Genomic DNA, 25,578 nt, shown 5'->3' on the forward strand with positions numbered 1-25,578 from the left:
GTTAAAGCCGGCGCGGCCGGTATCAATCGCAACCCTCTTGGCCCCAGCGCTCTGGGCTCGGCTGTTGTCCGGTCAATCCGTCTCGAAATTGCCGCGAGGAACGACAAGACGATATTCGAGGCGGTCCCCGGTGATTTCAATTGTCGCCTTACCGTTCAACGACGCAGGCACGACGCGCTCGAGCGCTACACTGCCAAAACGCTTCTCATTAGGATGATTGTCATTGGCTCCGATGGCTTCGGCCCATGTCAGCGACAGGGCGGTCTCGCCAGCGGAAGCGGCCGTCAGATCGGCCGTCACCTCGACGAATCCGTCGGCTCGCGACAGAGCGCCGTAGCTGACCGAATTGACGGCAAGCTCGTGCATGGCCAAGCCGATATGCAGGGCGGCATTGGGGTTAAGGTACGGATTTGCACCCTGAAAACGCAGGCTGCGCACCGGGTCGGCTCCATAGCGGCCGACCTGGCCGGACACCAGTTCGCGCAGTGCCGCTCCCCGCCAGTTGGACGAGGTCACCAGGTCCTGCGATGAGGCAAGCGACTGCAAACGGCCGCGAAAGCGTGTCAGGAAATCGGTGAGCGTGTCCGAATAACGGCTGGTCTGGGTGGCGATGCTCTGGATAATTGCCAAAAGGTTCTTTGAGCGGTGGCTGACCTCTCGCAGCAGCGTCTTCAGGGTTTGCTCGCGACGTTTCTGCTCGGTCGTTTCGACCATGGTGGTGACGACGCCCTGCACCGCGCCGCCGTCGTCGCGATCCGCGTCTACCCATATTTGGAACCAGCGAACGCCATCGTCGGCGGGAATGCTGAGCTCAAGATGTTCCGGATTGCCGGATGCGACGACGTTGCGTTTGGCCGCACAAATACGCTCCGCCTGCGCCGGCGGCAGGAGGCCGTTGTTGTCGGCCGTATCGGAAGCCCATGGCGGACGCATGTTGCGGGCCCAGACGGTTTTCATCTCGCGATCCTGATAGAGAACCGAAATGCCGGCATTGTGCAGCGCATGGAGAAGGGCCCGGCCAAGCTGCATTCCACTCTCAGCGGATTGCAGAGCGATGATCTCATTGCTCCGTCCGCTGTCTTTCATGTCTCCGGCTCTGGATGCATCGGTCAGTTCACCCACCCAATGCAGGCTGAACGGCTGACGGAAAAATGGGTTCCCAAAAGAGGTCCGCCGAACGACGTCCCGCTAAGGACACCGCTCGGCGGTAGCTGGAAACCGCTTGAGGGGTGCGGCTCCCAGTGTTCGATCGCAGTTCACGACGCGCGTTTGAACAAGCCCGCAATAAGCGAGATGATCAGGAAAGCGAGAAAGATGAAAAATAATATCTGCGCTATACCAGCCGAGGTGCCGGCGATGCCGCCGAAACCAAGAGCGCCTGCAATGATCGCGACGACTAGAAATACGAGCGCCCAGTAAAGCATGATCCATCTCCTTCAAATGGTACGGCAAAAACGTCTTTCGCTGCCGTTTGTTCCACCATTTCCCGAAAAAGACGATCCCTGCAAATCTTTCCGGCCGGATTGAATCGTCATTGCTCAGGGGAAGTTCGAGGCGCAAGTGACGTTAGCCAGCCGCAAGAGATCAGCATCATTCGATCAGTGGAAAACGGGCGATCTGTCGAAACGGGCCGCGCGAGGCCGGGCCTGCCGGTCCTATGCAGCGGCTTTCGCGTGCCGGTCGAAGAACAGCGCCTGGCTGATCAGGGCCTTGACCATGTCCGGATTGAACGGCTTGGTGACGAGGAAGGCCGGCTCCGGCCGCTCGCCGGTCAGGAGGCGCTCGGGAAAGGCGGTGATGAAGATCACCGGCACCGGTGTGGACGACAGGATCTCGTTCACCGCGTCGATGCCCGAACTGCCGTCGGCAAGCTGGATGTCGGCGAGCACCATCTTCGGCCGCGTCTTTGTGAACATTGCCACCGCTTCGGCGTGGGTACGCGCGGTACCGACAACACGATGGCCCAGACTTTCGACCATTTGCTCGATGTCCATGGCAATCAGCGGCTCGTCCTCGATGATCAGGACATCAGTTTGCACCTGGCGGGAAATCTCGTTGCTGGCCTCGGCAAGAAGGTCGGAGAACTCCTGATCGTCGACGTCGAGAATCTCAGCCGCCTCGTCTTCGCTGAAACCTTCGACGGCGACCAGCAGGAAGGCCTGCCGGGGACGGGGTGAGATCGCGTTCAGATTGGCGGCGGCGCGCTGTTCCCACGCCGACTGCGGGTGTTCTTGCGGAACGCGGATGGCGACCGAGGTGAACAGCCTGGCGAAGACCTTGTAGAGCGCGATGCGGTCGCTCGACGCGTTCGGAAAGATGTCAACGTCGGCGATGATGGCTTCGAGCATCGCGGCGACCAGCGCGTCGCCACTCTCCTGCGATCCGGAAACGGCCCGCGAGAAGCGGCGCAGAAACGGCAGGTGCGGAGCGATGGTTGCGGATAGGCTCATGATGGACGTCTCCCTCTGACGTAATTTCATAGATTGTAGGCCAAGCTGATTACAAGCCCCGAAATAAGCCCTGAAAACATAAACGCCGGCTTTGCGAAAAAGTTCCGATGCTTTTGGAACTAATGTAAGAGGACGGCGTTTGAGGTCGGGACGGGCAACCAGACAAGGGGACCGCCGGCTTTGCATCGTGTATTGAAGGGCGGCAGGGTGCTGGGAATAAAGGGCGAAATGAGGACATGAGGAAAGATAACACGGCTGGTGCTGCCAACAGGCGCCGGGCTGCTTCCGGCGACCCGCTCGGGCCAAACTCGGAAATCGGCCGCAAACTCAAACAATATTACGACGAGCTGGTCTCCGACAACGTGCCGGATCGCTTCGCCCAATTGCTCAGCCAGTTGGAGCAGGCGCAACCTGCACGGAAAAAGGACTGAGGCATGGCCGCCGTCTCCCAGAGCTTCAAGACGGATCTGCTCGGCTCGATTCCGAGCCTGCGGGCCTTTGCCGTGTCGCTGACGCAAAACGCCGACAAGGCCGACGATCTGGTGCAGGAAACGCTGGTGAAGGCCTGGGACAAGCATGAAAGCTTCGAGCCGGGCACCAATCTCAAGGCATGGCTGTTCACCATCCTGCGCAACGAATTCTATTCGCAGATGCGCAAGCGCGGCCGCGAGGTGCAGGACAGCGACGGCATCATGACGGCCAGGCTAGCCGTCCATCCGGCTCAGCACGGCCAGCTCGACCTCAAGGATTTTCGTAGCGCGCTCGAGCAATTGCCCGAGGACCAGCGCGAAGCCATCATCCTCATCGGCGCTTCGGGTTTTTCCTACGAGGAAGCCGCCGAGATCTGCGGCTGCGCGGTCGGAACGATCAAGAGCCGCGTCAGCCGCGCCCGCACGCGGCTGCAGGAAATCCTGAAGATTTCCGGTGATGACGAGTTCGGCCCGGATGCGATCTCGGCTCAGGTGACGGGGTCGAACGCCGCCTGAATACGGACCATCAGTATAGGGGCCCGGCAATATGGGCTCAGGTTTCCGGACATCAAACAAGAGGTCCGCGCCCGCAGGCTGCCGCCACTGCCTGCACGAGGTCGTCTCCCGAATAGGGCTTGGTGACCAATGTGATATCGGGAAAGGACACCTTGATTTCGTCCATCTCGGAATAGCCCGAGGCGAAGACGAAAGGCACGCCCGATTCGCGCAGCCGCGAAGCGAAATCGAGTGTCGAAGTGCCGCCCAGCATGAGGTCGACGATGGCCGCATCGAATCGCGAGGCAACGCTCTTCCGATCGATCTCAGCCAGATCGCGGGCGATGACCACGTCGCCAGCGCCATAGTCGCGGCAAAGCTGCTCGACATCCATGGCGATCAGGAATTCATCCTCCAAAACAAGAATCCGCAATCCGTCCAGCAATGGGGGCACGTGGCAATGTCTCCGTGGGGCGCCGGGAACAGGGAGCGCAGGGAATAGAGTGATGTTCCCTATTTGGCTTCCTGTCCTTTAATGTTATTGGCATCCTGTCATTTAAAAAAGACATGTCGGCGCAGATGGCGTAACCTCGACGCCTGCAGGGCGTTTGCTATCGCCCTCCGGAAAGGGCCCGCTCTCGAAGAGGGATTGAAATGTCTGGCCAGAACGGCCGTTCTTTGTCCACCCGCCGGTATTCATGTGAGAACTGCCCACTGCGGCCGTTGCCGGCGTTTCGGGCGTTCGAGGAGCAGGAACTTGTCTTCGTCAACGCACACAAGAAGGGCGAACTGGCCTTCGACAAGGGGGCTACCGTTCTGGTGGAGGGAAGCCACAGCGCCCATCTCTATACGGTGCTGTCGGGTTGGGGTTTCCGCTACAAATTGCTGCCGGATGGCCGCCGCCAGATTCTGAACTATTCCATGCCAGGCGATCTCATCGGTTTGCAAGGCAGCCTGATGGGCGAAATGCAGCATTCCGTGGAAGCGCTGTCGCCGATGCTGCTCTGCGTCTTCGAGCGGGAAGCCCTTCCCGAGCTCTACCGCAGCCATCCGGGCCTCGCCTACGACATTACCTGGATCGCCTCGCGAGAGGAGCGCATGCTGGACGAGAACCTGCTCAGTATCGGCAGACGCACCGCGCTCGAGCGTGCAGCCTATCTAATAGCGTTCATCTCCAGCCGCGCCAGGGCGGTCGGGCTGAACGGCAGGACGCCGGTGCAGATTCCGATCACGCAGCAGCACCTCGCCGATACGCTCGGCCTGTCGCTGGTCCACACCAACAAGACGATCCGCAAGCTGATGGACCGCAACCTTATCTTCTGGCGCGACGGCGGCTGCGAGGTGGTCGACACCGAAAGGCTCAAGGAACTCGCCCGCTGGGAAGGGTTGAGCGAAGATCGCCGACCGCTGATCTGAGCGGCTACCGGAGACGTGTCGGGCTGGACTCGCCTGCGGAAACACCCTTTCATGGATTTGTTCCGATTTCGGAACCCTGGGGTTGGGTCGAACGTTTCGACCCGAGCAAACGCAAGGAGTTAAGCAATGGCGACTGCCGCAGGAAAGTCCCCGAACGAAAGCCAGCCGAATTCGGACCTTGAAGCCGACATCAGGCAGCTAAAAGTCGACATTCAGAAACTCACCGAACAGCTGGCCGAGACCGGCCAACATGGTTACGGGGCTGCTCGTCGCGTTGCTACGGAAGGAGTCGAGCAATTGCGCGCCCAAGGCGAGGCAGCGTTTGAAAATATGCGCAGCAACGCCAGGGATATCGAAGCGCAAGTGGTGGCGAGCGTGCGCGAAAAGCCGGTGACGTCGCTGGCAATCGCGGCAGGCGTCGGCTTTCTGTTCGCGCTTCTCGCGCGCCGCTAGCCCCCAGCCCAGATGGGAATGCTGGCATCGTTTATCTCGGGTCTTGCCTCCGGTGAAGCCGTTGCAGCCGTGCGCCGCGCACGCGCGGCTGCAATCGTCTATGCGCTCGCAGCACTTGCAGCACTATGCGGCGTCGGTTTCCTCGTCGGAGCCGCCTATGTCTGGGTGGCGGGTCGCTACGGGCCGATGGCAGCCTGCCTTGGTTTCGGGGTCGGCTTCCTGGTGATCGCAGGACTTCTCCTGCTCCTCCATCAACTGTCGGCCGGCGCGTGCGCCCGACGCCGGGCGCGGACGCGCAAAGCCGACATGAAGGCGGTCGGCATCACGGCCGCGCTCGCCGTGCTGCCGGCGCTATTCAAGGGGAAAGGCGGCCTGGGCACCATACTCGCCCCGGCGATTGCACTCGCCGCCTACGCCATTTACCGCGAGAACGTGAAGCCCGATGCCGACGATGCGGATGCCGGCGAAGCGAAATAGCCCGAAGCGATTCTTCTTGTTGTTTGACGACATCTTATCCGAAAACCGGCCTCCACTTTTCGCTGACGCAGACCTTCGGTTCGGGATCATGGTCGAGCCGTCACTTTGGCAGATCCTCCAGCGGCATCGATATTTCGGCGAACACGCCTTCCGGCCGGAATTCGTGGGTCACTTCGCTGGAGATGACCTTGGCCAGGCTGCGGCGGATCAGGATCGAGCCGAAGCCGTGGCGTTCGGGCGAGGCAACTTCAGGCCCGCCGCTTTCGCGCCAGGTCAGCACCAGGCGCCGTGCGCCTTTCCGGCCCTGTGCCCGCCAGTCGAGATCGACCTTGCCCGAAGCCGCCGACAGCGCTCCGTGTTGCAGCGCGTTGCTGGCCAGTTCATGCAAGATCAGGCCGAGCCCGACTGCCTGGTCGGGCGAAAGCAGCAGATCGGCGCCTGAGATCGTCATGCGCGGCTGTTCGGCGGTGTCGAACGGCTTGACCTCGATCTGCACGAGTTCGCGAATGCCGATACCGCGCCACTCGCGGTCGGACAGCAGGCTGTGGGCGGCGCCCAGCGCCTGAAGCCTGGCGCTGAAGGCTTCGAGGAACTCGCTCGGCTGGCGGGCATGGCGAACGGTCTGCGTCGCCAGCGCCTGCACTGTCGCCAGCGTGTTCTTGACGCGATGGTTCAGCTCGCGCAGCAAGAGCCGTTGCCGCTCGTCGCCCAGCTTGCGTTCGGTGATGTCGTAATTGACGCCGAAGATCAGCGTCGGCTTGCCGTCGCCGTCGCGTTCGATGACACGGCCGCGGGTCGCGAGCCAGCGCGGCGGAGTGAAGCCTTTGACGCGGTATTCGCCAAAATAGTCGTCGCCGCCGGTCAGCGCGTCACGAAAGCGCGTCTCGGTTTGGTAGACATCACGCGGGTCAATGGCGGCAAGGATATCGCGCGCCCTCAGCCGGTTCGAGCGCGGCAGGCCGAACAGCTCGGACAACCGGACATCGCATTCGATCACATCGGTGTGGATATCCCATGCCCAGCTTGCGAGCGAGGCGGCATCGAGCGCTATGCCGCGCCGCTTTTCCTCGCGCGCCAGCGCCGCAGCGATGCTGGCGCCGTTGCGGGTGGCGTGCTTCAATGCGAACAGGCTGGCCGCGAGGCTGGCGAGCGCCGTCAATTGTTCGAGCTGGGCGGCAGACGGGGACGCGCGCGGCTTCCGGTCGAGCACGCAGAGCGTGCCGATCCGGGCGCCGGCCACCACAATCGCCGCAGCCGCATAGAAACGGACATGGTGCTCGCCAGTGACCAGCGGGCTGGCGTTGAAACGTGGATCCGTGGTCGCATCGGTCACCACCATCGGCTCATCGCCGGCGGCAATGGCATGGGCGCAGAAAGATGCATCGGTCGCGGCCTCGGTCTCATCTAGACCGACACAGGACTTGAACCATTGCCGCTCGACATCGACCAGCGTCACCAGCGCGATGGGCGCTTGCATGACCGCGGCGGCAAGACGGCTGATATGGTCGAAGTCAGGATCGGCCGCCGTGTCCATTGCATCGAGACCGTGCAGTACTGCAAGCCGATCCTGCGCCCTTACCACGTTAATGACATCGACCGGCAGATTCGGCGTTTTCTCTACCCTGCTATCCACAAGGCCCCCAAAAGCATCGGCTCGCAGCCATTCTCGCCAGGCCAGTTGCCTGGCTCTGAGACCGGAACCTTCGCCTTGAGGAACCGTTACCCAACCACATTTTGCCAGCGCCCGCCGGCGCCAAACGACTTGCCGGCGCTAAACGATATCCCAGCGCCAAACCATATGGAGGCCGATCATGCCCAGGATCGTTCCTGAAGACAAAGCCCGCCAAGGACGCTGGGGGTGGCATACTTTCCGTATCTTGATCGCCGCGCTGCTGTTGGCGTTTATCGCCTGGGGCATCGCGGAGATTTACGGCAACATGATAGACAAGACGTCGACAACCGAACAGGGCGAGCTTCCCAGGGACGAACAGGGCGAGATTCCCAGAGGCTGAAGCTTTCCGATCGACTGTCCCGGGCTGCATCACGCTGCCTCCGCTTGGACGGCGCGCGCCGGGACGAGAACGTTTAGCGCGCCAGGATGGATTTCGACCGTGGTTTCGCGATCAAGCCCGACCAGTTCGCCGTCCATGACGGCGCGACGTTTCTTTGCGGAGTGGACTTTCAAAATGACCCGGTCGGCTTGGTGGATTTCGACATGCTCACTGTCGCGCCATTTACCGCGCGCCACGTCGAAGAGGAACCTGACCAGTTCGCCACGCCGCCGCGCCACCGTGACATAGATGCCGAGCACGCCGCCGGCGGGATTGTCGGCATAGGGCAGATGACCCTCACCGAACAGATTGTTGGTGACGCCGATGCCGGTGGTGCGCGTCACGATCTCGGCTTCGCCGATGGTCAGCGTCACCTTCATTGCCGACGGGTTGTTGATCGCCGCCCAGGCAGCCTTCACCGAGGCCCGCATCTTTCCTAACCGCGAGCCAAACTCCATGGTCTGGCGAAGCTGAACCATCTTGGCATGCATGCCGATCGAGAACTGATGCACGAATGGCTTACCGTTGGCGGTTGCCATATCGACTGCGATCACCTCGCCGTCGGCAAAAGATTTCACGGCCGCGTCAAGGGCTTGTGGAATGCTGAGCCCACGGGCGAACAGGTTCATCGTGCCAGCCGGTAAAATGGCAAGTGCTTTCTTCCTGCCCATCAACCGAGCCGCCGCAGCCGAAATAGTGCCGTCGCCGCCACCGGCCAGCACAATGTCGACGCTGTGCTTCGAAGCGATGCGGTCCAGCGTTGCGACGACGTCCTTGCCGGCAACGATGTCGATATCGATGGAATGACCTGCTGCCTCCAACGTCTGGCGCATCCGGTCCGTGAAGGCGGAAAGATCAATCGTGCGCAGAGTGCCGCCCTCCTTGTTCAGCACCGCCGCAAATCGCATCCCCCCGCTCCGTTTTTTCTTAGCAGCCATTGAATAATCATCGGCCAGAACACACCCAGCCATAGGCTGGAACGGGGCGGCTGAAAAAAAGTTCCGCAGCTCTGACGAATATACAGGAGCGAATCTCACCCGCCGAACGCATGGTTGGGCGCGATTCGGGTGGTTTTTGCACGACACTCGCAATGGTGTCGGAACAACCGCGCGGTCACGACGTTGTGAATGTGTGACGCCGCGACCGATCTCCCATGCTCGCGGCCCCGACGAGATATACGCGAGGAGTATTACGATGATCCGCACCCTTTTGACCACCACCGCGCTCGCAGCGCTGATTGCGACCGGTGCATATGCGCAGACGGCCACAACCCCGGCCCCGACGCAAGACCCGGCAGTCCAGGATACCGCCCCGGCGATCCCTGTTGCCCGCGCCGAGGGTAGCCTAGTGACGAATATCATTGGCGAATCGGTCTATAATGGCACAGGCGACGATGCCGAGAATATCGGCGAGGTCAGTGATGTCGTCTTCGATGAAAACGGTCAGGCGAAATCCGTCGTCATCGGCGTCGGCGGCTTTCTTGGCGTTGGCGCCAAGAACGTGGCTTTCGACTACAACAAGCTGGAATGGGCCGAACGGAATGGCGACCGCTGGCTGATTGCCCAAACCACAAAGGATGAGTTGACGGCTCAGTCGGACTTCGACCGTGACGCTTACGATCCGGCTCCTGCGGCCAATGACACCACGGCTACGGCTCCTGCCGCCCCTTCCGGCTCGACGGATACCACCGCACAGAATGCTCCGGCTGCTCCCGCCGATAGCACCGTAGCTCCCGCCGAACCTGTGAAGCGTGCCGACGGTAATCTTGCGACCAATATCATCGGCGAAACCGTCTACAACGGCACCGGCGACGATGCTCAAAATATCGGCGACGTAAACGACATCGTCTTGGCCAAGGATGGCAAGGCCGAGTCGCTGATCATTGGCGTCGGCGGCTTCCTTGAGGTTGGCGAAAAGAATGTCGCCTTCGAGTTCGATAAGGCCAAGTGGGCGGAAAGGGACGGCGATCGCTGGCTGGTGGCCGAGACCACGAAGGAAGACCTGGAGGCGTTGCCGGAGTTCAACCGCGAACCCTATGATCCCGCCCCGGCGACAACCGCATCGAATGACGCTGCGGCGCCGGCGCCAGTGACAACCACCCCTGCTGTCGATGCGGCCCCAGCCCCGGCGGAGAAGACTGCGGAAGCCCCGGCGGCAACCCCTGACACCGCTGCTCCGGCTCCAATGGACAAGACAGCCGAGGCTCCGGCTCCAGCCCCGGCCGATAAGATGGCGCAGGCCCCGGCAACAACGCCTGACCCCGCTGCTCCAGCACCGGCGGACAAGACAGCCGAGGCTCCGGCTGCAGCAACGCCTGACGCAACCCCCGACCAGACGCAGACCGCGGCGATCGACAAATCGGCGCTGACCGAAATGCCGATCAACGAAATCCGCTCCGAAGATTTGGTTGGAACCACCGTCTACGGCGCCAATGATGTCAACCTCGGTGAGATTGGCGACGTCGTGCTGACGGGCGACAAGAAGGTCGACGCCGTCATCATCGACGTCGGCGGTTTCCTCGGCGTCGGCGAGAAGGAAGTGGCTGTCGGCATGGACAACCTTAAATTCATGACCGACAAGGATGGCAACCGCTATCTTTACACGAACTTCACCAAGGAGCAGCTCGAGGCGCAGGTCGCCTATGACAAGGGCACCTATACGCAAAAACGCGACGAACAGCGTATGATGATGCGCTAAGCCCCAGTGATTCCCCCCTAAAACCCCGCGCCGGCGACGGCGTGGGCCTTTTATGACTGGAAAGGCGGCAGGCCTGCGACGTAGCCGGCAACGCCATCGTCGGTCAGTTCGGCAAGCGCCAGCGACTGATCGAGATGTTCGGCCCGCCAGGCAAGCAGCCTTTCGGCAAGCTCCAGCCGGACCGGCAGATAGGCCGGATCGGCAGCGACATTGGTCAGTTCGTCTCGATCCTTCTCCAGGTCGAACAGCAGCGGCGGCAGGCCGCCGCCGAAATGTACATATTTGAATTGTTTCGTGCGGATGACGGCCAGATTGCACTGGCGCGGACCGATGCCGAAATGGCGCTCGGCATCACCGTCGGCAACCGAGCGGAAATCGAACTCCCAATGCGCGGCCTCGCGCCAGTTCCCCGGCTCCCCGGCATCCAGGAACGGCTTCAGCGATCGTCCGTCGAGATGCGGCGGGGTTTCCTCGCCAAGCAGAGCGAGCAATGTCGGCGCAATGTCCACCGCCTCGGTGAAGCGGTCGACGCTGGCCCCGGCCGCTTTGCGGCGACGCGGATCGCGGACGATCAGCGGAATATGATAACTGCCGTCGAAAAAGCCGCCCTTGCCCAGCATGTAATGGTCGCCCATCATCTCGGCATGGTCGGAGGTCAGCACGACGATGGTGTCATCCCATGCACCCGCCGCCTTGACCGCCTGCCAGATGCGGCCAAGCTGTGCGTCGACCTCCGAGATCATGCCGTAATAGAGCGCGCGGATGCGGCCAAAATCGTCGTCGCCCCAGTCGCGCACCTTGCCCTCGGCGCCGGGGCGGAAATTCGAACGCTCCTGCAGGTCAAGGTTATAGGCAAGGTAGGGGTGGCTTTCTGCCTCGGCCTGCCAGCTCGCGGCGCGGTGGAAAGCCGGTCCCCGGGCAGGATCATACATCCTGTTGTAGGGCTCCGGCACGATGAAGGGCGGATGCGGGCTGAGGAAGGAAAGATGCGCGAACCACGGTGTATCGCGCTCTTGTTCGCCAAGCCAGCGGACGAACTCGCCGGTCAGGAAAGCAGCTGGGGTTTCGTCCTTCGAGTAGACGGGCGGCGCGTTGGTCACCGCGCTGTCGGTCGTGCCTCCAAGGTCGTCCGCTGGGCGATGGATGTCGGGAAAGCCGGCGCTACTATCGATGCCGCGCGCCTTCAGCCACGACAGCCACGGTTTCTGATGCTCCGGCAGGAGTTGGCGCACGGTGAAGCCGGGCAGCACGCCTTCGTAGCTTTTCAGCCGCGGGTCGCCCGGCGCCAGCGTGCGCGGATCGGGCGATACGTCGGTATAGCCGAACAGCGTCGGATCATAGCCGAGGCTGCGCGCCGAGAGCGCGATGTTGCCGTGGCGGGCGTCGAGCGGGGTGCCGTTGCGGCAAACGCGGTTGTTCATCTGGTATAGGCCGGTGTAGAGGCAGGCGCGTGCCGGCGAGCAGGGCGCCGCCCCGCCATAATGCTGTCGAAACAGCACACCCTCGGCGGCGAGCGCGTCGGCATTCGGCGTCCGCACCACCTTGTGGCCTGCCGCCGACAGGCAGTCGCCGCGCCACTGATCGCAGGTGATCAGGAGAACATTCGGGCGTCTGTCTTTTCTGACCAATGCTGTATCCTTCATCGAAAGCGTGCCGCTCATGGAGCCGAATTTCTGTGGCGACGCAAGCCTGGGGTGTTCGCCAAATGGTGAACAAAAGTCGTTTTATTGTTCACTCATGGGGCACAGTCCATTCTGTGTTTGCGGGCTTGGCCGCCAGCTGGCGGGTCCTCATATTGGCGTGGACCGCGGCATGGGCCGCACAGGACAAGGGAAGGAGCAGGAAAATGCTCGACCAGATCAAAGGCCTGCATCACGTCACCTCGATGGCCAGGAATGCGCGCCAGAACAATGAGTTCTTCACCAAAAAGCTCGGCCTGCGCCGGGTCAAGAAAACCGTGAATTTCGACGCGCCGGATGTCTACCACCTCTACTATGCCGACGAGCTCGGCACGCCCGGTTCGGTGATGACCTATTTTCCGTTCCCCAACATCGGCAAGGGCCGCCACGGCGTTGGCGAAGTAGGCACCACGGTCTATTCGGTGCCCGAAGGCACGCTTCCCTATTGGGAAAAGCGGTTTGCCAATGAGGGCGTCGCCGGGCTGTCGCATGAAGAGAGCTTCGGCGAGAAGCGCCTTGCCTTCGCCGGTCCCGATGATGACAGGTTTGCGCTGGTCGAGAACAAGGCCGACACCCGTACGCCGTGGGCGAAGGGCGATGTTCCCTCCGACGAGGCGATCCGTGGTTTTCACTCCGTGTCGCTCAGGCTGAAGGATAGCGGCGCCACAGAAGAGCTGCTGAAATTCATGGGCTATGAGGAAGTCGACACGTCCGGCACCGTAAAAAGGCTGGCGGTGAAGAACGGCAACGGCGCCAATATCGTCGATATCGAATCGCTGCCGGGCGCCGCTTTTGCTGATCTCGGTGCCGGCTCCGTCCACCACGTCGCCTTCGCTGTCGAAAACCGCGCCAAGCAGCTCGAAGTGCGCAAGGCGCTGATGGACACCGGCTATCAGGTGACGCCGGTGATCGATCGTGACTATTTCTGGGCGATCTATTTCCGCACGCCGGGCGGGGTGCTGTTCGAAGTCGCCACCAACGAGCCGGGCTTCGATCGCGACGAGGACACCGCCCATCTCGGCGAGGCGCTGAAGCTGCCGTCGCAGCATCAGCATCTGCGGCCCTATCTCGAGCAACATCTGCAGAAGCTGGAAGACTGAGGACAGGCCATGAGCAAGGACGCTTACATCTACAAGACACTGCCTGGTTCGCCGGGCAGCGCGCTGCTCTTCGTCTTCCACGGCACCGGGGCCGACGAGAGCCAGCTTCTGTCGCTCGGGCGCGACCTCGCGCCGCAAGCGACCATCGTCTCGCCGCGCGGCGATGTCTCGGAAAACGGTGCTGCGCGCTTCTTTCGCCGCACCGGCGAGGGCGTCTACGACATGGACGATCTGGCGCGGGCGACGGACAAGATGGTCGGCTTCGTCAAGGCGCATGTCGAGGCGGCAAAGGCCTCGTCGGTGCTTGGCCTTGGCTATTCCAACGGGGCTAACATCCTGGCCTCGATGGTGTTCGCGGCGCCCTCCCTGTTCGATGCGGCGGTGCTGATGCATCCCCTGATCCCGTTCGAGCCGGAGGTGAAGGGCAGCCTTGCCGGCCGCCGTATCCTGGTCACCGCAGGCAGGCGCGATCCGATCTGTCCGACCAACCTGACGTCGCGGCTGGAGGCCTATTTGCGCGCCGATGGCGCCGATGTCACAGTGGAGTGGCACGACGGCGGCCATGAGGTGCAGTCGAACGAGATCGAAGCGGCGCGGCGGTTCCTGTCCGCTACGCCGGTGGAAGGAGCGTAAGCGATGCTTGATCAATTGCCGGAGATCGAACTGGAGGATCGCGGTTCCAAGGGCCGGTATCTCTTGCGCGGGCCTGATGGCGCCGAGGCGGAGATGACCTTCACCAAGATCGGCGAGCACCAGATCATCATCGATCACACCGAAGTGCCGGATGCGTTTCGCGGCCAGGGCGCCGGGCTTCGCCTCGTTACCCGCGCCGTCGAGGACGCGCGCGCGGCGGGCAAGAAGATCATTCCGCTCTGCCCGTTCGCCAATGCCCAGTTCCATCGTCACAAGGAATGGGCCGACGTGCTGAAGCAATAGTGCTGGTCCTACCCACAGGCCTCGGCACGAGATGACGGTTGAGGACGGGCAGCTACAAGGGCATGCATCGCTGTGGCATATGCGCAGATCGCCTGTCTTGCCTAATGGGTTGTCTTGCCTAGTGGGTATTGCCTTGCCTAAGTAGGTATATTGCCGCCCGACCAATCGAACTGATGATCCCTTTATGACCGAAACCGACCTCGTTCCCGTCTTCGACGGCCACAACGATACGCTGCTCAGGCTCTATCAGTCGAAAGACGCGGATGTCGAGAAGCTGTTCATCGAGGGAACGCCGGGCGGCCACATCGACCTGCCGCGCGCGAAGAAGGGCGGCTTTGCCGGCGGCATGTTCGCGATCTTCCCGCCGCCGGCTGAGAAATCCAGGCGCAGCGCGGTGCCGCCGGCACCCAGCGACAACGAGCCGTTGCCGCCCGAACTCTCCCGGTCCGACGCACTCGATTCCACCATCGCCATGGCCTCGATCCTGTACAGGCTGGAGCGGGCGTCGGCGCTCACCGTTTGCCGCAGCGCCGGTGAGGTGCGCGACGCGATGGCGAAAGGGTCGATCGCGGCGGTGTTCCACATCGAAGGCGTCGAGGCGATCGACCCCGAACTGACGATGCTCGACGTTCTGCATGCGGCCGGCCTACGCTCGCTCGGCATCGTCTGGAGCCGCCCGAACGCTTTTGGCCACGGCGTGCCGTTCCGTTTCCCGTCGACGCCCGACACCGGACCTGGCCTGACCGATGCCGGCAAGGCACTGGTCAAGGCCTGCAACCAGCTCAAGATCATGATCGATCTGTCGCACCTCAACGAAAAGGGGTTTCGCGATGTCGTCGAGATCAGCGACGCACCGCTGGTGGCGACGCACTCGAACGTCCATGCGATCTGCGGCCATTCCCGCAACCTCACCGACTGGCAGCTCGGCGCGATCCGCGAGACGGGTGGCCTGGTCGGGCTGAATTTCGCCACCGGGTTTTTGCGCGAAGACGGCCGGATGAATGCCGATACCAGTCTCGACATCATGGTGCGCCATGTCGATTCGCTGCTGCAGGCGCTGGGCGAAGACGGCGTCGGCCTCGGGTCCGATTTCGACGGCGCCATGATCCCGGCTGTTATCGGCGACGTTACCGGCCTCCCGAAGCTACTCGATACGTTCGCGGCGCGCGGCTTCGGTCGCGCGCTGATCGAGAAGATCGCCTATCGCAACTGGATCAACATGCTGGAAAAGACCATCGGGTAGGGTATCTTGATATTCAGGTGATGCCGGCCTGCGAACGGCGGTTTCCTGCGCTTCCGGTACTCACGTACTTAAGTACGCTCCGCTCCGGTTCTCGGAAACCATCGGTTCGACTCGGCCTGACCTGAATCTCGACAGGCCTAGGTGGAATTGCTAGCCGCCCATGCGCTTCAGCCAATCCTGGCCGACGCCACGGTTGCGGATGATCGGCAGCGGATCCGTCGAATCCAGCCTTGCGCAGATGCGGTAGACTTCCAGCGTCTCGGCATTCATCTCGCCGCGCCTGTAGTAGAACATGGCGGCTGCGTAGCGGGTGCGGCCTGACCATTTTTCGCCGAGCGGCGTGTTGACCAGTTCCCACTGCTCGCTGGCTTCTGCATCGACGTCGTGCTTGTCTGCCTCATCCCTCATGGTCAGAAATCCGCCGGCGGATTGGCGGTGCGGCGGTCGAGCTTGATGAAGGGTCGCTGCACCACCTTGGCCCGCTTCATCAGCTTCTGGTACTGCAATTCGCGCATGGCGTAGATCTCGACCCAGAGGTCGTCGACGATGGTATCGCCGAACGGCCGCGCCAGCGAGGCGATGGCGATGTTGCACTTGGCCATCGGCGACCACATGGCGGCGCTGACCAGCCCGACCTCCTGACTTTTCCTGTAGTAGACGATGGCATGCTCGGCCGGAATGTTGCCCTCGATCTCCAGCCCGACCAGCACATGGCGAAGACGCTTCCTCGCCCGTGCGTCGACGATGGCGCGGCGGCCATTGAAGTGACCCTTTTCCAAGTCGATCATGAAGCCGAGGCCGATCTCGTCCGGCATGCGTAAGCGGTCGGCGCGGATGGCACGCTCAGACGTCGTGAAATCCGCATTGGCGACGATCAGCCCGGCTTCGAGCCGGGCGCGGTTGAGCGCCGTATAGCCGATGGCGCGGATGCCGCGCAGTTCGCCGGCCAGCATCAGCCGATCCCAGAGGCTGAGCGCCTTGTCGGCCGGCGCGAACAGTTCGTAGCCGAGATCGCCAGTGAAACCGGTGCGCGAAATAGTGACCGTGTCACCATCATGCGGGAACTCGGCAAGGTCGAAGACCCTTAGTCTTTCGACGCCGGCAAAACCGGCATTGCGCAGCACGGCGAAGGCGGCCGGTCCCTGCAGCGCCACGCCGGCGACGGCTTCGGTCTCTTCTTCGACAGCCACGTCGAACCCAATCGCGCTGTCGAGCAGCCATGGCAGATGCCGCTCTTGCGAGCATAGGCGGAATCGTGCCGGCGACAGGCGGAACAGCGTGCCGTCGTCGAGGACGAAACCGTCGTCGTCGCACCAGGCGGTATAGTGGACGCGGCCGGGTTTCAGCTTGCTCACGTCGCGCAACGTGATTCGATTGAGGAAGGCCTCGGCGTCCGGCCCGGCGATGCGGTACTTCGTCATCGGCGAGATGTCGAACAGCGCAGCTTGGCTGCGGATGGCGAAATATTCGAGCTCCTCGTCCCACAGCGAATGTGGAGCGCGGTAGCCGGCCCAATTGTACCAGTCATTGGTCCTGGCCAGCGCATCGATGCGGGGCTGAAACGGCGTGCCGACCCGCAAGGTGCGAAAATGGGATTGTGCTGTGGAGGTCGATGGGTCGATGCTCGATTGATGGTTCATGACGGTGTTCCTTCGCGCCCCCCTCTGTCCTGCAGGACAGAGGGGGGCGCCGTAGAGTTCGGCCTTAGCCGATTGGATGTTCATATCCTACCCCTTCGTCGCGATGATGCGTTTGGCGGCATTCAAGCCGGGCGCGCCGGAAACGCCGCCGCCCGGATGCGAGCCGGCGCCGGCGAGGAACAGCCCGTCGATCGGCGTGTCGTAGCCCGACCAGCCGGAGACGGGGCGCGACATCAGTATCTGGTCGGCCTGCAGTTCGCCGTGATGCCAGTGACCGCCCGGCATCCGGTAGCGCGCCTCGATGTCGGCCGGTGTCAGCAGCTCGGCATAGCGAACTGTCTTGCCGATTCCCGGCGTATAGACCTCCAATTGAGCCATGACCGCCTTGAGGAATTTCGCCCTCCCGGCGCTCCAGCCCTGTTTCAGCGCATAGGGTGCATATTGCACCACCGCAGACAGCACGCAGGCGCCATCCGGCGCCAGCGACGGGTCGGCAAGGCTGGGCAGCGTGATCTCCATAACCGGCTCGGGCGAGAACTCGCCGTATTTCGATGGATTGAAGGCGCGCTCGACACCATCGGGCGAGGGCGCGATCACCAGACGGCCCTTGTGGTCCGCGGCATCGGCGCCGGCGAATTGCGGCGGCCGATCGAGCGCCAGATTGAGCTTCGCCGCATCGCCCTTCATGCGGATATTCCTGACCTTGCGGATAAAGCCGGTGTCGATCTCGCGCGAGCCGACAAGATCGAGGAGAGTGATTGCCGGGTTGATAGCGGAGACGATCGTCTTGGCACGAAGCATCTCGCCGCTGTCGAGCACAACGCCGGCGGCGCAGCCTTTCTCGACGATGATCCTTGCCACCGGAGTCGCCGTGCGGATGGTCACCCCTGCCTTTTCAGCTGCTGCGCGGATGGCTGAAATGACTGCGCCCATGCCACCTTTCGGCTGAACCTGCGCGCCGGCAGTGCCGCCTGCCTCGCCTGCCAGCCGATAATAGAGACCGAGCAGCGAGGTCGGCGAGCGCGGGCCGAGATGGCTGCCGAGCGTGGCATCGAAGGCGAGCAGGCCCTTCAGCCGATCGTCGGCAAGCTGCTCGTCGAGCAGGTCGGCAACGTTCATCAACAGCACGCGCAGGAAGTCGCGCATGTCCTCCTTGCCGAGCTTCTTCAACGCCAGGGCGGTCTGGCCGAGCGATAGCGTCTCAAGCAGCGACATGCCGCTGAGATCGGGCGGTCGGCGCGCAAGGAACGGCTTCAGGATGCCGGCATAGCGCAGCAGTTGCGCGCGCAGTTGCTTCCAGGCGGTCTGCTCAGTGGAGCCGGCGCCGGTCAGCACCTCGCCATAGGCGCCATGCAGGACAAGCGGCAGGCCGTCTTGCGACAGCGCTACGGATGGCACGAAGTCGCCGCGCGCAATGTCCAGCCCATGCCTTTCCAGCTCAAGCGTCTTCACCACATCGGGATGCAGACGGTTCAGCAGATGGGCAACCGACGAGACGCGAAAGCCCGGCGCGAACTCCTCGGTGCGCGCCGCACCGCCGACATCCGTGGCAGCTTCCAGGACCAGCACCTTGCGGCCGCTCTTGGCCAGGACAGCGGCCGAGACAAGGCCGTTGTGACCGCCACCAATAACGATTGCGTCAAATGACGTCATGGGCCGGGCTCATATGCTTAGTCGGCTTGGCAAGATCGCGCAGGATCTCGGCCGCCGCATTGCGGCCAGGCGCGCCCATGACGCCGCCGCCAGGATGGGTCGAGGAGCCGCACATATAGAGCCCAGCGACCGGCGAGCGGTATTGCGCGTAGCCCGGCACCGGCCGGTTGAACAGAAGTTGATCGAAGGTCAGTTCGCCCTGGAAGATATTGCCTTCGGTGAGGCCGACCTCAGCCTCGATCTCGCGCGGCGTGCGGACCTCCATATGGACGATGCGGTCGCGAAAACCCGGCGAGTAGTCCGATATCTGGGCGATCACGCTTTCGGCGAAACCATCGCGGTCAGCGTCGGTCCAATCGCGGCCGTTCACCTTCGGTGGCGCATACTGCACGAAGCAGCTCATGAAATGCTTGCCTGATGGAGCCATGGTCGGATCGAGCGTCGTCGGGATCACCATGTCGAGGAACGGGTCGGCCGACCAGCGCCCGGCCTTCCAGTCGTCATAGGCGCGTTCCATGCGTTCCATCGAATCGGTGAAATGCATGTCGCCCCGATAGACCGGCGAATCCTTTGGCAGCGCCGGGAATTCTGGCAGTGAATCCAGCGCGATATTGACCTTGCCCGACGAGCCGCGGATCTTAAAATTCCTGACCCGGCGCAGGAAGAGGTCCGGCAGTTCCTTTTCCTCGACCAGTTTGAGGAAGGTGCGTTTCACGTCGGCATTGGAGACGACGAGCTTGCCGGGGATTTCTTCGCCGCCGGCCAGCACCACACCCCTGGCCTTGCCGCGCCGGACCAAAACATGATCGACTTCGGCGCCGGTACGGATGGTGCCGCCGGAGGACTGGAAGGAGGCGGCGAGTGCCTTGGTGACCGCGCCCATGCCGCCGCGCGCATAGCCCCAGGCGCCGACCGAGCCGTCGACCTCGCCCATATAGTGGTGCAGCAGCACGTAGGCGGTGCCCGGCGACATCGGGCCGAGCGCAGTGCCGATAATGCCGGACAGCGCGAAATTCGCCTTGATGACGTCGGTCTCGAAATACTCATCGAGGAAGTCCGAGATCGACATGGTCCAGAAGCGCAGCGTCAGCGCCATTTCCTCAGGCGTAAGCCCGGCGAACTTTTTGCCCAGATAGAGAAGCTCGCCGAGATCGCGTGGCCGAAAACTGGTCGGATCGGGCGCGGTGCGCATCAGCAGCGGCTGGATGAAGCGACATTGCCGCGTCACGTCGCGGGCGTAGCGGTCATAGGCTTCGGCGTCGCGCTTGGAAAAGCGGGCGAATTCGCGCCGGTGAGCATCGTGGTCGCGGTAGTTGGCGAGATAGTCGCCATCCCTGGTGAATACCGCGCCGCCGTCATAGGAGATCACCTGCAGGCCAAAGCGCGGCAGTTCGAGATCGCGCATGATCTCGGGACGAAACAGGGAGCAGACATAGGAGCAATTGGAATAGAGGAAGCCGGGCGTCAATTCCCTGCTGGTGGCGGCACCGCCGACCCAGCCGTTCTTCTCGACGACCAGCACGTCGAGCCCGGCGCGCTGCAGGTAGCAGGCGTTGACCAGGCCATTGTGCCCGCCGCCGATGACGATCGCATCCCAGGATTTCATTTTGGCCCAGTCTTCATTTCTGCCCGACCCCTTCATTTCTGCCCGACCCCTACGTGTGATCGGCCCGAATGCGCGAAATCTGGCATGGCTGTTGCCGTATTGTCCAGCCATTTTGAATGAATGTTCAACAAATGATGTTGCGTTTTCGCGTTAATCCGCTAGGCTTTGCCAACATTCGATATGGGCTTGGACCGAGGTCTGATGATCGAAACGGTAGATGCCGAGCCGGAGTATGACGACACCGCTATCCGCTTCCTCGAGGCGCTGTGGGGCGACGGCTATCTGTCGCCTGGCGGGCCGGATGAGGTCGACCGGATTGTCGAGGACCTTGCGCTCAAGGGCAAGACGATCCTCGACATAGGCTGCGGCTCCGGTGGCGTCACGCTGCATCTGCTCGAGCGCCATGGCGCTGCCCACGTTACAGGCTTCGATGTCGAGCCGCCGGTGATCGAGATGGCCAGGCAAAGGGCGGCCGCACGCGGGCTTTCCGATCGCGCCAATTTCGTCCAGACGCCGCCCGGGCCGTTGCCCTTCGCCGACAGTTCCTTCGACGTCGTCTTCTCGAAGGATGCGCTGCTGCATGTGTCTGACAAGGAAACCTTGTTTGCCGAGATATTTCGCGTGCTGAAGCCGGGCGGTGTCTTCGCGGCATCGAACTGGATGATCTCGCACGACGGCGAACCATCGTCTGAGATGAAGGCCTACATCGCCGCGGAAGGCCTGTCGTTCGCCATGGCATCGCCGGCCCGCTATGCCGCGGCGATGCGCCGGGCAGGCTTTGCCGACGTCAAGGTGCGTGACCGCAATCCCTGGTATCGCGACGTTGCGCGGGAGGAGTTGAAACGTCTCAAGGGCGCGCTCTACCCGGCGGTTGCGGCTGCGGTTGGTGCGGCCTATGTCGACAAGAACATACGAACCTGGGAAGCCATGCAGAAGGTTCTTGACAGCGGCGAGCACCGTCCCACTCATCTTCGCGGTCGAAAGCCGGTTGGATAGCCGGCGATGCTGGAGACCATCACGCCCATGAAGACAGCCGAGCCCAGGGAGGCCCTCCTTGAATCAGCGCGGAAAAGCGAATCCGAAAAGCGCGGGCGCAAGGCGTCGAAGGAAGTCAGGCAGCTGCAGCTGATCGAGGCGACAATCGATTCGCTGGCCAAGCGCGGCTATTCGGAGACGACGATGGCCGATGTCGCCGATGGTGCCGGCCTGTCGCGCGGCATCGTCAACTTCCATTTCGAGAGCAAGGAGAAGCTGCTCGTCGCCACGCTGCAATACATGGCCGACGAATATGCCGCGCACTGGCGCGCAGCCCTCACCAAGGCTGGCGACGATCCTGCCCGCCAGTTGCGGGCGCTGGTTGCGGCCGATTTCGATCGCTCGATCTGCAACAAGCGCAAGCTGGCCGCCTGGTGCGCCTTCTGGGGTGAGGCCAAGTCGCGTCCGACCTATCAGGCGTTGTGCGGCGCGCGCGATGCGGCTTACCAGAAGATATTCATCGACCTTTGCGCGACGCTGAAGGCGAGTGGCGGCTATGCTTTCGAGCCGCAGGTCATGGCGCTGGCGCTCAGTGCCATGCTGGAGGGGCTGTGGCTGCGGCTGATGATGGGCACCGAGGACGTCACCCGCGAAACCGCGCTGCAGGCGGCGAACGAATTCCTGTCGGCTGCATTTCCAAAGCATTATCCGTGGCCAACAGCCGGCGGCGACAGGATGGCATGAAACAATCAAAAAAAAGAGGATGGAACAGCAATGAAGCGCATGACCCGACGCCTGACCCTGACATTGGCACTGACCGGGACGCTCGCAGCCTCGGTCGCAGCGCTTGCGATTGCCGCGGACAAGGACCTGATCGTGTTCGACTGGTCCGGCTACGAGGATCCCGGTTTCCACCAGAAATATGTCGAGAAGAATGGCGATTCGCCGACCTTCACCTTCTTCGGCGACGAGGACGAGGCGTTCGAAAAAGCCCGTTCCGGCTTCAAGGCCGATCTCGGCCATCCCTGTTCGCAGAGCGTGGTGAAATGGCGCGAGGCGGGGCTGCTGCAGCCGCTCGACACCTCGAAGATATCAGGCTGGAAGGACCTCAATCCCGGCATCATGGCGATGAAGGATCTCGCCACCACCGCCGACGGCAAAGCCTGGTTCATGCCTTGGGACTGGGGCAACACGCAGCTCACCTACAATTCCGACAAGGTCGATGAGAAGGACGTCCACTCGCTGAAGGCCTTGGCCGATCCCAAGTTCAAGGGCAGGGTTTCCATCGGCGACAATGTCGACGACGCCTATGCGCTGGCCTCGCTGGCGATCGGGCTCAAGGACTGGACCAAGATGACCGACGACCAGTTCAAGCAGGCGTCGGACTTCCTGCGCGAGGTCCACAAGAATGTTCGCTCCTACTGGACCGACTCCACCGATATCGTTCAGCTGTTGAGCGGCGGCGAGGTCGATCTCGCCTGGGCGTGGAACGACGCGGCGGTGCAGTCGGTTGCCGCCGGCGTGCCGGTCAAGGCCAAGAAGGATACCGACGAGGGGATCTCGACCTGGGTCTGCGGCTATGTGCTGTTCAAAGATGCGCCGGGGAGTACCGACAAGGCCTATGACTATCTGAATGCCGTCAACGATCCGGCAGTCGCCAACATCCTGGTCAAGGACTGGGGCTATGGCCAGGCCAACGCCAAGGGCATGGCCGGTGTCGATCAGGCCGTGCTCAAGGAAAAGGGCTACGACGACGTGCAGAAATTCATCGGCAAGACGCTGTTCCAGGCGCCGGTCCCCTCGGATCTCAAGCTCAAGATGATCGCCGAGTTCGAAAAGATCAAGGCCGGCTATTGAAGAGCGGAATCGAAACAACCGACGTCGTCATAGTCGGCGCCGGCTTCACCGGCCTGTCGGCCGCGCATGAGCTGAAGAAAGCCGGCATCGACTTCCTGCTGCTCGAAGCGCGCGATCGCGTCGGCGGGCGCGTGGAGGCCAAGCGGAACGGGATCGGCGAGCGGATCGACAGCGGCGGCCAATTCCTGTGCGAGGACATGCCGGAACTGATGGCGCTATTGCAGGCGCACGGCAAGACGCTGGTCGAGACTTATGTAAAGGGCGAATTCATCACGCAGCCGCGGATGAGCGCTCAGCAAGCCGACCGGGCTTACTTGGGTTCGATGGCGATCCGCGACCGCTTGAACGCGATCGCACCGGACGAGCCTGATATTGCCGGATTGACCGTTGCGGTATGGCTCGATCGCCAGCATGATGCCGACCAGGCCAAGGCGGCTTTCCGTTCGATGATCGAGGGCTTGTGGTGCCATGCGCTCGAAAAGCTGCCGCTGTGGCACCTGATCGACAACGACCGCCGCATCACCAACGTGGTCTCGGAACTGCAATATTTCGTGCGCGAAACCATGCAGTCGCTGGCGGACGATCTGGCCGGCGATCTCGGCGATCGTGTGCGGCGGAACACGCCGGTCGGAACCGTCGAGCACCGGCCGGAAGGGGTTCGTCTGGTTTCGGCGAGCGGTGCGGTCGAGGCACGGGCGGCCCTTGTCGCCGTGCCGCCGATGATGGCCTCGAAGCTGGATTTTGCACCGCCGCTGCCGTCTGGACTGAGTGGGGCGCTCGGCGTCTGGCAAAGCGGCGCGGTGATCAAAGTGCTGGTGCGCTATCCCAGCGCCTTCTGGCGTACAAGGGGCTTGAGCGGCGTAGTGATGTGGCGCGACCTGCCGGGGCTCTTTGCCTGCGACGCCAGCAAGGACAACGACCATGCCGCGCTGGTCGTCTTCGTCGGCGGGCCGCTGGCCCTGCGCTGGCGTGAGCTCGGCGACGCGGCATTGCGCGCCGAGGTGACGACGAGGCTGGAGGCCGCGCTCGGCACGGAGGCCACCGACATGCTCGATCTCAGCTATCGGGACTGGACGCATGATCGCTGGAGCGGCGGCGGCTACAGCGACCTCATTGTCGACGCGATGGCGACCGACGCCGAACGCATCATCCTGGCCGGCGCGCCGCCACTGCATTTCGCCGCGTCCGAACTGTCGCCGTCATTCCCGGGCTATATCGAAGGGGCTGTTGTGGCGGGGCGCATGGCTGCACGAAAGATCATCTCGGGACTTCAATCCGCCATCGCCACCAGCGCCTCGGGGTCGTAGGCGAGGCGGATCGAGGTGCCGACCGGGATGTCGTCGGCGCCGAAATCGTTGGTTTCGATCACCGAAAGCGGTTTTTCCAATCCCGGTATCTCGACGATCAGATGGGTGATCTCGCCAAAATAATGGCGCTCCACCACCTTGCAGGCGACCTCGAATTTCGCCGTGGCGTTGTCCCACAACACGCGCAGACGCTCCGGACGGATGCCGAGCGTAGCAGCGCCGCCATTGCGGACGAAAGCCTTCGGCTTGTCGGTGTTGACGCGGCCGAAGCCCAGCGTGTCGACTACCAGCGAGGCGCCGTTCTCCTCGACGATCTCGGCCTTGACGAAATTCATGCCGCCGAGGAAGTCGGCAACCTGGCGGTTGACCGGCCGCTGGTAGATCTCCTTGGGCGAGGCGACCTGCGCGATCCTGCCGCCGAACATCACGGCAATGCGGTCCGACATCGCCAGCGCCTCATACTGGTCGTGCGTAACCAGGACGAAGGTGATGCCGACCGCCTGCTGCAGGCGACGCAGCTCGACCTGCATCTGCTCGCGCAGCTTCTTGTCCAACGCCGACAGCGGCTCGTCGAGCAGCAGCACCTTGGGGCGCATCACCAGCGCACGGGCCAGTGCCACGCGCTGGCGCTGGCCGCCGGACAGCTCGGTGGCGAGGCGCTTGCCGAGGCCGGTCAGCGACACCTGGGCCAGCGCCTCTTCGACGCGGCGCTTTTCTTCCGACCGTTCCAGCCTCAACCGCTTCAGCCCATAGGCGACGTTCTGCTCGACATTGAGATGCGGAAAAATCGCATAGCTCTGGAATACCATGTTGGTTGGCCGGCGATTGGCCGGGATACCCTCCATCGACTGGCCGTCGACCGAGATCAAACCGCTGGTCGGGTTGTCGAAGCCGGCGATCATGCGCAACAACGTGGTCTTGCCGCAGCCCGACGGGCCGAGCAGCGAAAAGAATTCGCCCTCCTTGATGGTCAGCGAGGCGTCGTCCAGCGCCTTGAATGAGCCATAGCTGCGGATGACGTTGCGAATTTCGATCATCGGTCGTTCGGTTTGGTGGGATCGTTCGGCTTGAGG

Annotated in this window: 27 protein-coding genes; 15 read left to right on the top strand and 12 right to left on the bottom strand. The window is 62.7% G+C overall.

Translation table 11 applies throughout. The annotated features are described in order from the left end of the window. Positions 1-72 precede the first annotated feature (72 nt). The 3 genes from NKH12_RS12340 to NKH12_RS12350 form a co-directional block, all read right to left on the bottom strand. Positions 73-1,086, bottom strand: coding sequence for a sensor histidine kinase (locus NKH12_RS12340; RefSeq protein WP_352953360.1), 1,014 nt, complete (start codon positions 1,084-1,086; stop codon positions 73-75). Positions 1,087-1,256: 170 nt separating this feature from the next. Then, on the bottom strand, positions 1,257-1,424 hold the full coding sequence (locus NKH12_RS12345; protein ID WP_023797107.1) for a DUF1328 domain-containing protein: 168 nt from the start codon (positions 1,422-1,424) through the stop codon (positions 1,257-1,259). Between the two features lie 231 nt (positions 1,425-1,655). Then, a complete protein-coding gene (locus NKH12_RS12350) occupies positions 1,656-2,450 on the bottom strand; it encodes a response regulator (RefSeq protein WP_352953361.1) in 795 nt (264 codons plus the stop codon). A 236-nt stretch (positions 2,451-2,686) separates the two neighbouring features. On the opposite strand from NKH12_RS12350, the gene NKH12_RS12355 reads away from it, so the two are divergent. Continuing rightward, entirely contained in the window at positions 2,687-2,881 is a 195-nt protein-coding gene (locus tag NKH12_RS12355) for a NepR family anti-sigma factor (protein ID WP_352953362.1), read from the top strand. 3 nt (positions 2,882-2,884) lie between these two features. Then, entirely contained in the window at positions 2,885-3,436 is a 552-nt protein-coding gene (locus NKH12_RS12360; protein WP_029348707.1) for an RNA polymerase sigma factor, read from the top strand. Between the two features lie 52 nt (positions 3,437-3,488). Here NKH12_RS12360 and NKH12_RS12365 read toward each other — a convergent pair whose 3' ends face one another. Beyond that, positions 3,489-3,809 carry a response regulator gene (locus NKH12_RS12365; RefSeq protein WP_502910785.1) on the bottom strand — a complete coding sequence of 107 codons (321 nt, stop codon included), beginning with the start codon at positions 3,807-3,809 and terminating at the stop codon, positions 3,489-3,491. 260 nt (positions 3,810-4,069) lie between these two features. On the opposite strand from NKH12_RS12365, the gene NKH12_RS12370 reads away from it, so the two are divergent. The 3 genes from NKH12_RS12370 to NKH12_RS12380 all read left to right on the top strand — a co-directional run bounded on the left by NKH12_RS12370 (position 4,070) and on the right by NKH12_RS12380 (position 5,761). After that, positions 4,070-4,831 carry a Crp/Fnr family transcriptional regulator gene (locus tag NKH12_RS12370; RefSeq protein ID WP_352953364.1) on the top strand — a complete coding sequence of 254 codons (762 nt, stop codon included), beginning with the start codon at positions 4,070-4,072 and terminating at the stop codon, positions 4,829-4,831. Between the two features lie 126 nt (positions 4,832-4,957). Next, positions 4,958-5,284 carry an ElaB/YgaM/YqjD family protein gene (locus NKH12_RS12375; RefSeq protein ID WP_352953365.1) on the top strand — a complete coding sequence of 109 codons (327 nt, stop codon included), beginning with the start codon at positions 4,958-4,960 and terminating at the stop codon, positions 5,282-5,284. 12 nt (positions 5,285-5,296) lie between these two features. Next, positions 5,297-5,761 (top strand): hypothetical protein, encoded by a 465-nt coding sequence (locus NKH12_RS12380; RefSeq protein WP_352953366.1) that lies wholly within the window; start codon positions 5,297-5,299, stop codon positions 5,759-5,761. 100 nt (positions 5,762-5,861) lie between these two features. On the opposite strand, the gene NKH12_RS12385 is transcribed toward NKH12_RS12380, so the two are convergent. After that, complete coding sequence (locus NKH12_RS12385; protein ID WP_352953367.1) at positions 5,862-7,394, bottom strand: sensor histidine kinase; 1,533 nt, start codon at positions 7,392-7,394, stop codon at positions 5,862-5,864. A 178-nt stretch (positions 7,395-7,572) separates the two neighbouring features. Between NKH12_RS12385 and NKH12_RS12390 the strand changes: the two genes are divergently transcribed. Next, the gene (locus NKH12_RS12390) at positions 7,573-7,773 is read left to right on the top strand and encodes a hypothetical protein (protein ID WP_352953368.1); all 201 of its coding nucleotides are present in this window, start codon (positions 7,573-7,575) and stop codon (positions 7,771-7,773) included. A 29-nt stretch (positions 7,774-7,802) separates the two neighbouring features. Here NKH12_RS12390 and NKH12_RS12395 read toward each other — a convergent pair whose 3' ends face one another. Then, complete coding sequence (locus NKH12_RS12395) at positions 7,803-8,720, bottom strand: diacylglycerol/lipid kinase family protein (RefSeq protein ID WP_352953369.1); 918 nt, start codon at positions 8,718-8,720, stop codon at positions 7,803-7,805. 286 nt (positions 8,721-9,006) lie between these two features. On the opposite strand from NKH12_RS12395, the gene NKH12_RS12400 reads away from it, so the two are divergent. Further along, on the top strand, positions 9,007-10,509 hold the full coding sequence (locus NKH12_RS12400; RefSeq protein WP_352953370.1) for a PRC-barrel domain-containing protein: 1,503 nt from the start codon (positions 9,007-9,009) through the stop codon (positions 10,507-10,509). Between the two features lie 50 nt (positions 10,510-10,559). Here NKH12_RS12400 and NKH12_RS12405 read toward each other — a convergent pair whose 3' ends face one another. Continuing rightward, complete coding sequence (locus tag NKH12_RS12405; RefSeq protein WP_502910784.1) at positions 10,560-12,170, bottom strand: alkaline phosphatase family protein; 1,611 nt, start codon at positions 12,168-12,170, stop codon at positions 10,560-10,562. Positions 12,171-12,355: 185 nt separating this feature from the next. Here NKH12_RS12405 and NKH12_RS12410 point away from each other — a divergent pair, with 185 nt between their 5' ends. The 4 genes from NKH12_RS12410 to NKH12_RS12425 all read left to right on the top strand — a co-directional run bounded on the left by NKH12_RS12410 (position 12,356) and on the right by NKH12_RS12425 (position 15,467). Next, positions 12,356-13,288, top strand: coding sequence for a VOC family protein (locus tag NKH12_RS12410; protein WP_352953371.1), 933 nt, complete (start codon positions 12,356-12,358; stop codon positions 13,286-13,288). 9 nt (positions 13,289-13,297) lie between these two features. After that, a complete protein-coding gene (locus NKH12_RS12415; RefSeq protein WP_352953372.1) occupies positions 13,298-13,921 on the top strand; it encodes an alpha/beta hydrolase in 624 nt (207 codons plus the stop codon). A 3-nt stretch (positions 13,922-13,924) separates the two neighbouring features. Then, entirely contained in the window at positions 13,925-14,224 is a 300-nt protein-coding gene (locus tag NKH12_RS12420) for a GNAT family N-acetyltransferase (RefSeq protein WP_029348700.1), read from the top strand. 184 nt (positions 14,225-14,408) lie between these two features. Beyond that, the gene (locus NKH12_RS12425) at positions 14,409-15,467 is read left to right on the top strand and encodes a dipeptidase (RefSeq protein WP_352953373.1); all 1,059 of its coding nucleotides are present in this window, start codon (positions 14,409-14,411) and stop codon (positions 15,465-15,467) included. Positions 15,468-15,617: 150 nt separating this feature from the next. On the opposite strand, the gene NKH12_RS12430 is transcribed toward NKH12_RS12425, so the two are convergent. From NKH12_RS12430 to NKH12_RS12445, 4 genes are all read right to left on the bottom strand, one after another. Further along, entirely contained in the window at positions 15,618-15,875 is a 258-nt protein-coding gene (locus NKH12_RS12430) for a hypothetical protein (RefSeq protein ID WP_352953374.1), read from the bottom strand. A 2-nt stretch (positions 15,876-15,877) separates the two neighbouring features. Next, positions 15,878-17,107: an aminomethyl transferase family protein gene (locus tag NKH12_RS12435; protein ID WP_352953375.1), complete on the bottom strand. Its 1,230-nt coding sequence runs from the start codon at positions 17,105-17,107 to the stop codon at positions 15,878-15,880. Between the two features lie 87 nt (positions 17,108-17,194). Further along, complete coding sequence (locus NKH12_RS12440) at positions 17,195-18,760, bottom strand: phytoene desaturase family protein (protein ID WP_352953376.1); 1,566 nt, start codon at positions 18,758-18,760, stop codon at positions 17,195-17,197. After that, positions 18,747-20,366: a phytoene desaturase family protein gene (locus NKH12_RS12445; protein WP_352953377.1), complete on the bottom strand. Its 1,620-nt coding sequence runs from the start codon at positions 20,364-20,366 to the stop codon at positions 18,747-18,749. Before NKH12_RS12445 ends, NKH12_RS12440 begins: the two co-directional genes overlap by 14 nt. 201 nt (positions 20,367-20,567) lie before the next feature. Between NKH12_RS12445 and NKH12_RS12450 the strand changes: the two genes are divergently transcribed. The 4 genes from NKH12_RS12450 to NKH12_RS12465 are packed head-to-tail and all read left to right on the top strand — an operon-like array spanning position 20,568 to position 24,505. Further along, on the top strand, positions 20,568-21,362 hold the full coding sequence (locus tag NKH12_RS12450; RefSeq protein WP_352953378.1) for a class I SAM-dependent methyltransferase: 795 nt from the start codon (positions 20,568-20,570) through the stop codon (positions 21,360-21,362). Between the two features lie 6 nt (positions 21,363-21,368). After that, positions 21,369-22,085 carry a transcriptional regulator BetI gene (gene betI, locus NKH12_RS12455; protein ID WP_352953379.1) on the top strand — a complete coding sequence of 239 codons (717 nt, stop codon included), beginning with the start codon at positions 21,369-21,371 and terminating at the stop codon, positions 22,083-22,085. 30 nt (positions 22,086-22,115) lie between these two features. Further along, the gene (locus NKH12_RS12460) at positions 22,116-23,198 is read left to right on the top strand and encodes an ABC transporter substrate-binding protein (RefSeq protein ID WP_352953380.1); all 1,083 of its coding nucleotides are present in this window, start codon (positions 22,116-22,118) and stop codon (positions 23,196-23,198) included. Further along, the gene (locus tag NKH12_RS12465) at positions 23,195-24,505 is read left to right on the top strand and encodes a flavin monoamine oxidase family protein (RefSeq protein WP_352953381.1); all 1,311 of its coding nucleotides are present in this window, start codon (positions 23,195-23,197) and stop codon (positions 24,503-24,505) included. The genes NKH12_RS12460 and NKH12_RS12465 overlap by 4 nt, the downstream gene beginning before the upstream one ends. Here NKH12_RS12465 and NKH12_RS12470 read toward each other — a convergent pair. Continuing rightward, positions 24,469-25,542: an ABC transporter ATP-binding protein gene (locus NKH12_RS12470; RefSeq protein WP_352953382.1), complete on the bottom strand. Its 1,074-nt coding sequence runs from the start codon at positions 25,540-25,542 to the stop codon at positions 24,469-24,471. The genes NKH12_RS12465 and NKH12_RS12470 overlap by 37 nt on opposite strands. Positions 25,543-25,578 lie beyond the last annotated feature (36 nt).

This window comes from Mesorhizobium sp. M1322 (genome assembly GCF_040318085.1).
In the GTDB taxonomy this organism is placed as follows: Bacteria; Pseudomonadota; Alphaproteobacteria; order Rhizobiales; family Rhizobiaceae; genus Mesorhizobium.

Bases quoted from the DNA above. Each gene is read 5' to 3' on its own strand.
- NKH12_RS12340 (WP_352953360.1), bottom strand. From the start codon at position 1,086: ATGAAAGACAGCGGACGGAGCAATGAGATCATCGCTCTGCAATCCGCT.
- NKH12_RS12345 (WP_023797107.1), bottom strand. From the start codon at position 1,424: ATGCTTTACTGGGCGCTCGTATTTCTAGTCGTCGCGATCATTGCAGGC.
- NKH12_RS12350 (WP_352953361.1), bottom strand. From the start codon at position 2,450: ATGAGCCTATCCGCAACCATCGCTCCGCACCTGCCGTTTCTGCGCCGC.
- NKH12_RS12355 (WP_352953362.1), top strand. From the start codon at position 2,687: ATGAGGAAAGATAACACGGCTGGTGCTGCCAACAGGCGCCGGGCTGCT.
- NKH12_RS12360 (WP_029348707.1), top strand. From the start codon at position 2,885: ATGGCCGCCGTCTCCCAGAGCTTCAAGACGGATCTGCTCGGCTCGATT.
- NKH12_RS12365 (WP_502910785.1), bottom strand. From the start codon at position 3,809: ATGGATGTCGAGCAGCTTTGCCGCGACTATGGCGCTGGCGACGTGGTC.
- NKH12_RS12370 (WP_352953364.1), top strand. From the start codon at position 4,070: ATGTCTGGCCAGAACGGCCGTTCTTTGTCCACCCGCCGGTATTCATGT.
- NKH12_RS12375 (WP_352953365.1), top strand. From the start codon at position 4,958: ATGGCGACTGCCGCAGGAAAGTCCCCGAACGAAAGCCAGCCGAATTCG.
- NKH12_RS12380 (WP_352953366.1), top strand. From the start codon at position 5,297: ATGGGAATGCTGGCATCGTTTATCTCGGGTCTTGCCTCCGGTGAAGCC.
- NKH12_RS12390 (WP_352953368.1), top strand. From the start codon at position 7,573: ATGCCCAGGATCGTTCCTGAAGACAAAGCCCGCCAAGGACGCTGGGGG.
- NKH12_RS12395 (WP_352953369.1), bottom strand. From the start codon at position 8,720: ATGCGATTTGCGGCGGTGCTGAACAAGGAGGGCGGCACTCTGCGCACG.
- NKH12_RS12400 (WP_352953370.1), top strand. From the start codon at position 9,007: ATGATCCGCACCCTTTTGACCACCACCGCGCTCGCAGCGCTGATTGCG.
- NKH12_RS12405 (WP_502910784.1), bottom strand. From the start codon at position 12,170: ATGAGCGGCACGCTTTCGATGAAGGATACAGCATTGGTCAGAAAAGAC.
- NKH12_RS12410 (WP_352953371.1), top strand. From the start codon at position 12,356: ATGCTCGACCAGATCAAAGGCCTGCATCACGTCACCTCGATGGCCAGG.
- NKH12_RS12415 (WP_352953372.1), top strand. From the start codon at position 13,298: ATGAGCAAGGACGCTTACATCTACAAGACACTGCCTGGTTCGCCGGGC.
- NKH12_RS12420 (WP_029348700.1), top strand. From the start codon at position 13,925: ATGCTTGATCAATTGCCGGAGATCGAACTGGAGGATCGCGGTTCCAAG.
- NKH12_RS12425 (WP_352953373.1), top strand. From the start codon at position 14,409: ATGACCGAAACCGACCTCGTTCCCGTCTTCGACGGCCACAACGATACG.
- NKH12_RS12430 (WP_352953374.1), bottom strand. From the start codon at position 15,875: ATGAGGGATGAGGCAGACAAGCACGACGTCGATGCAGAAGCCAGCGAG.
- NKH12_RS12435 (WP_352953375.1), bottom strand. From the start codon at position 17,107: ATGAACCATCAATCGAGCATCGACCCATCGACCTCCACAGCACAATCC.
- NKH12_RS12440 (WP_352953376.1), bottom strand. From the start codon at position 18,760: ATGACGTCATTTGACGCAATCGTTATTGGTGGCGGTCACAACGGCCTT.
- NKH12_RS12445 (WP_352953377.1), bottom strand. From the start codon at position 20,366: ATGAAATCCTGGGATGCGATCGTCATCGGCGGCGGGCACAATGGCCTG.
- NKH12_RS12450 (WP_352953378.1), top strand. From the start codon at position 20,568: ATGATCGAAACGGTAGATGCCGAGCCGGAGTATGACGACACCGCTATC.
- betI (WP_352953379.1), top strand. From the start codon at position 21,369: ATGCTGGAGACCATCACGCCCATGAAGACAGCCGAGCCCAGGGAGGCC.
- NKH12_RS12460 (WP_352953380.1), top strand. From the start codon at position 22,116: ATGAAGCGCATGACCCGACGCCTGACCCTGACATTGGCACTGACCGGG.
- NKH12_RS12470 (WP_352953382.1), bottom strand. From the start codon at position 25,542: ATGATCGAAATTCGCAACGTCATCCGCAGCTATGGCTCATTCAAGGCG.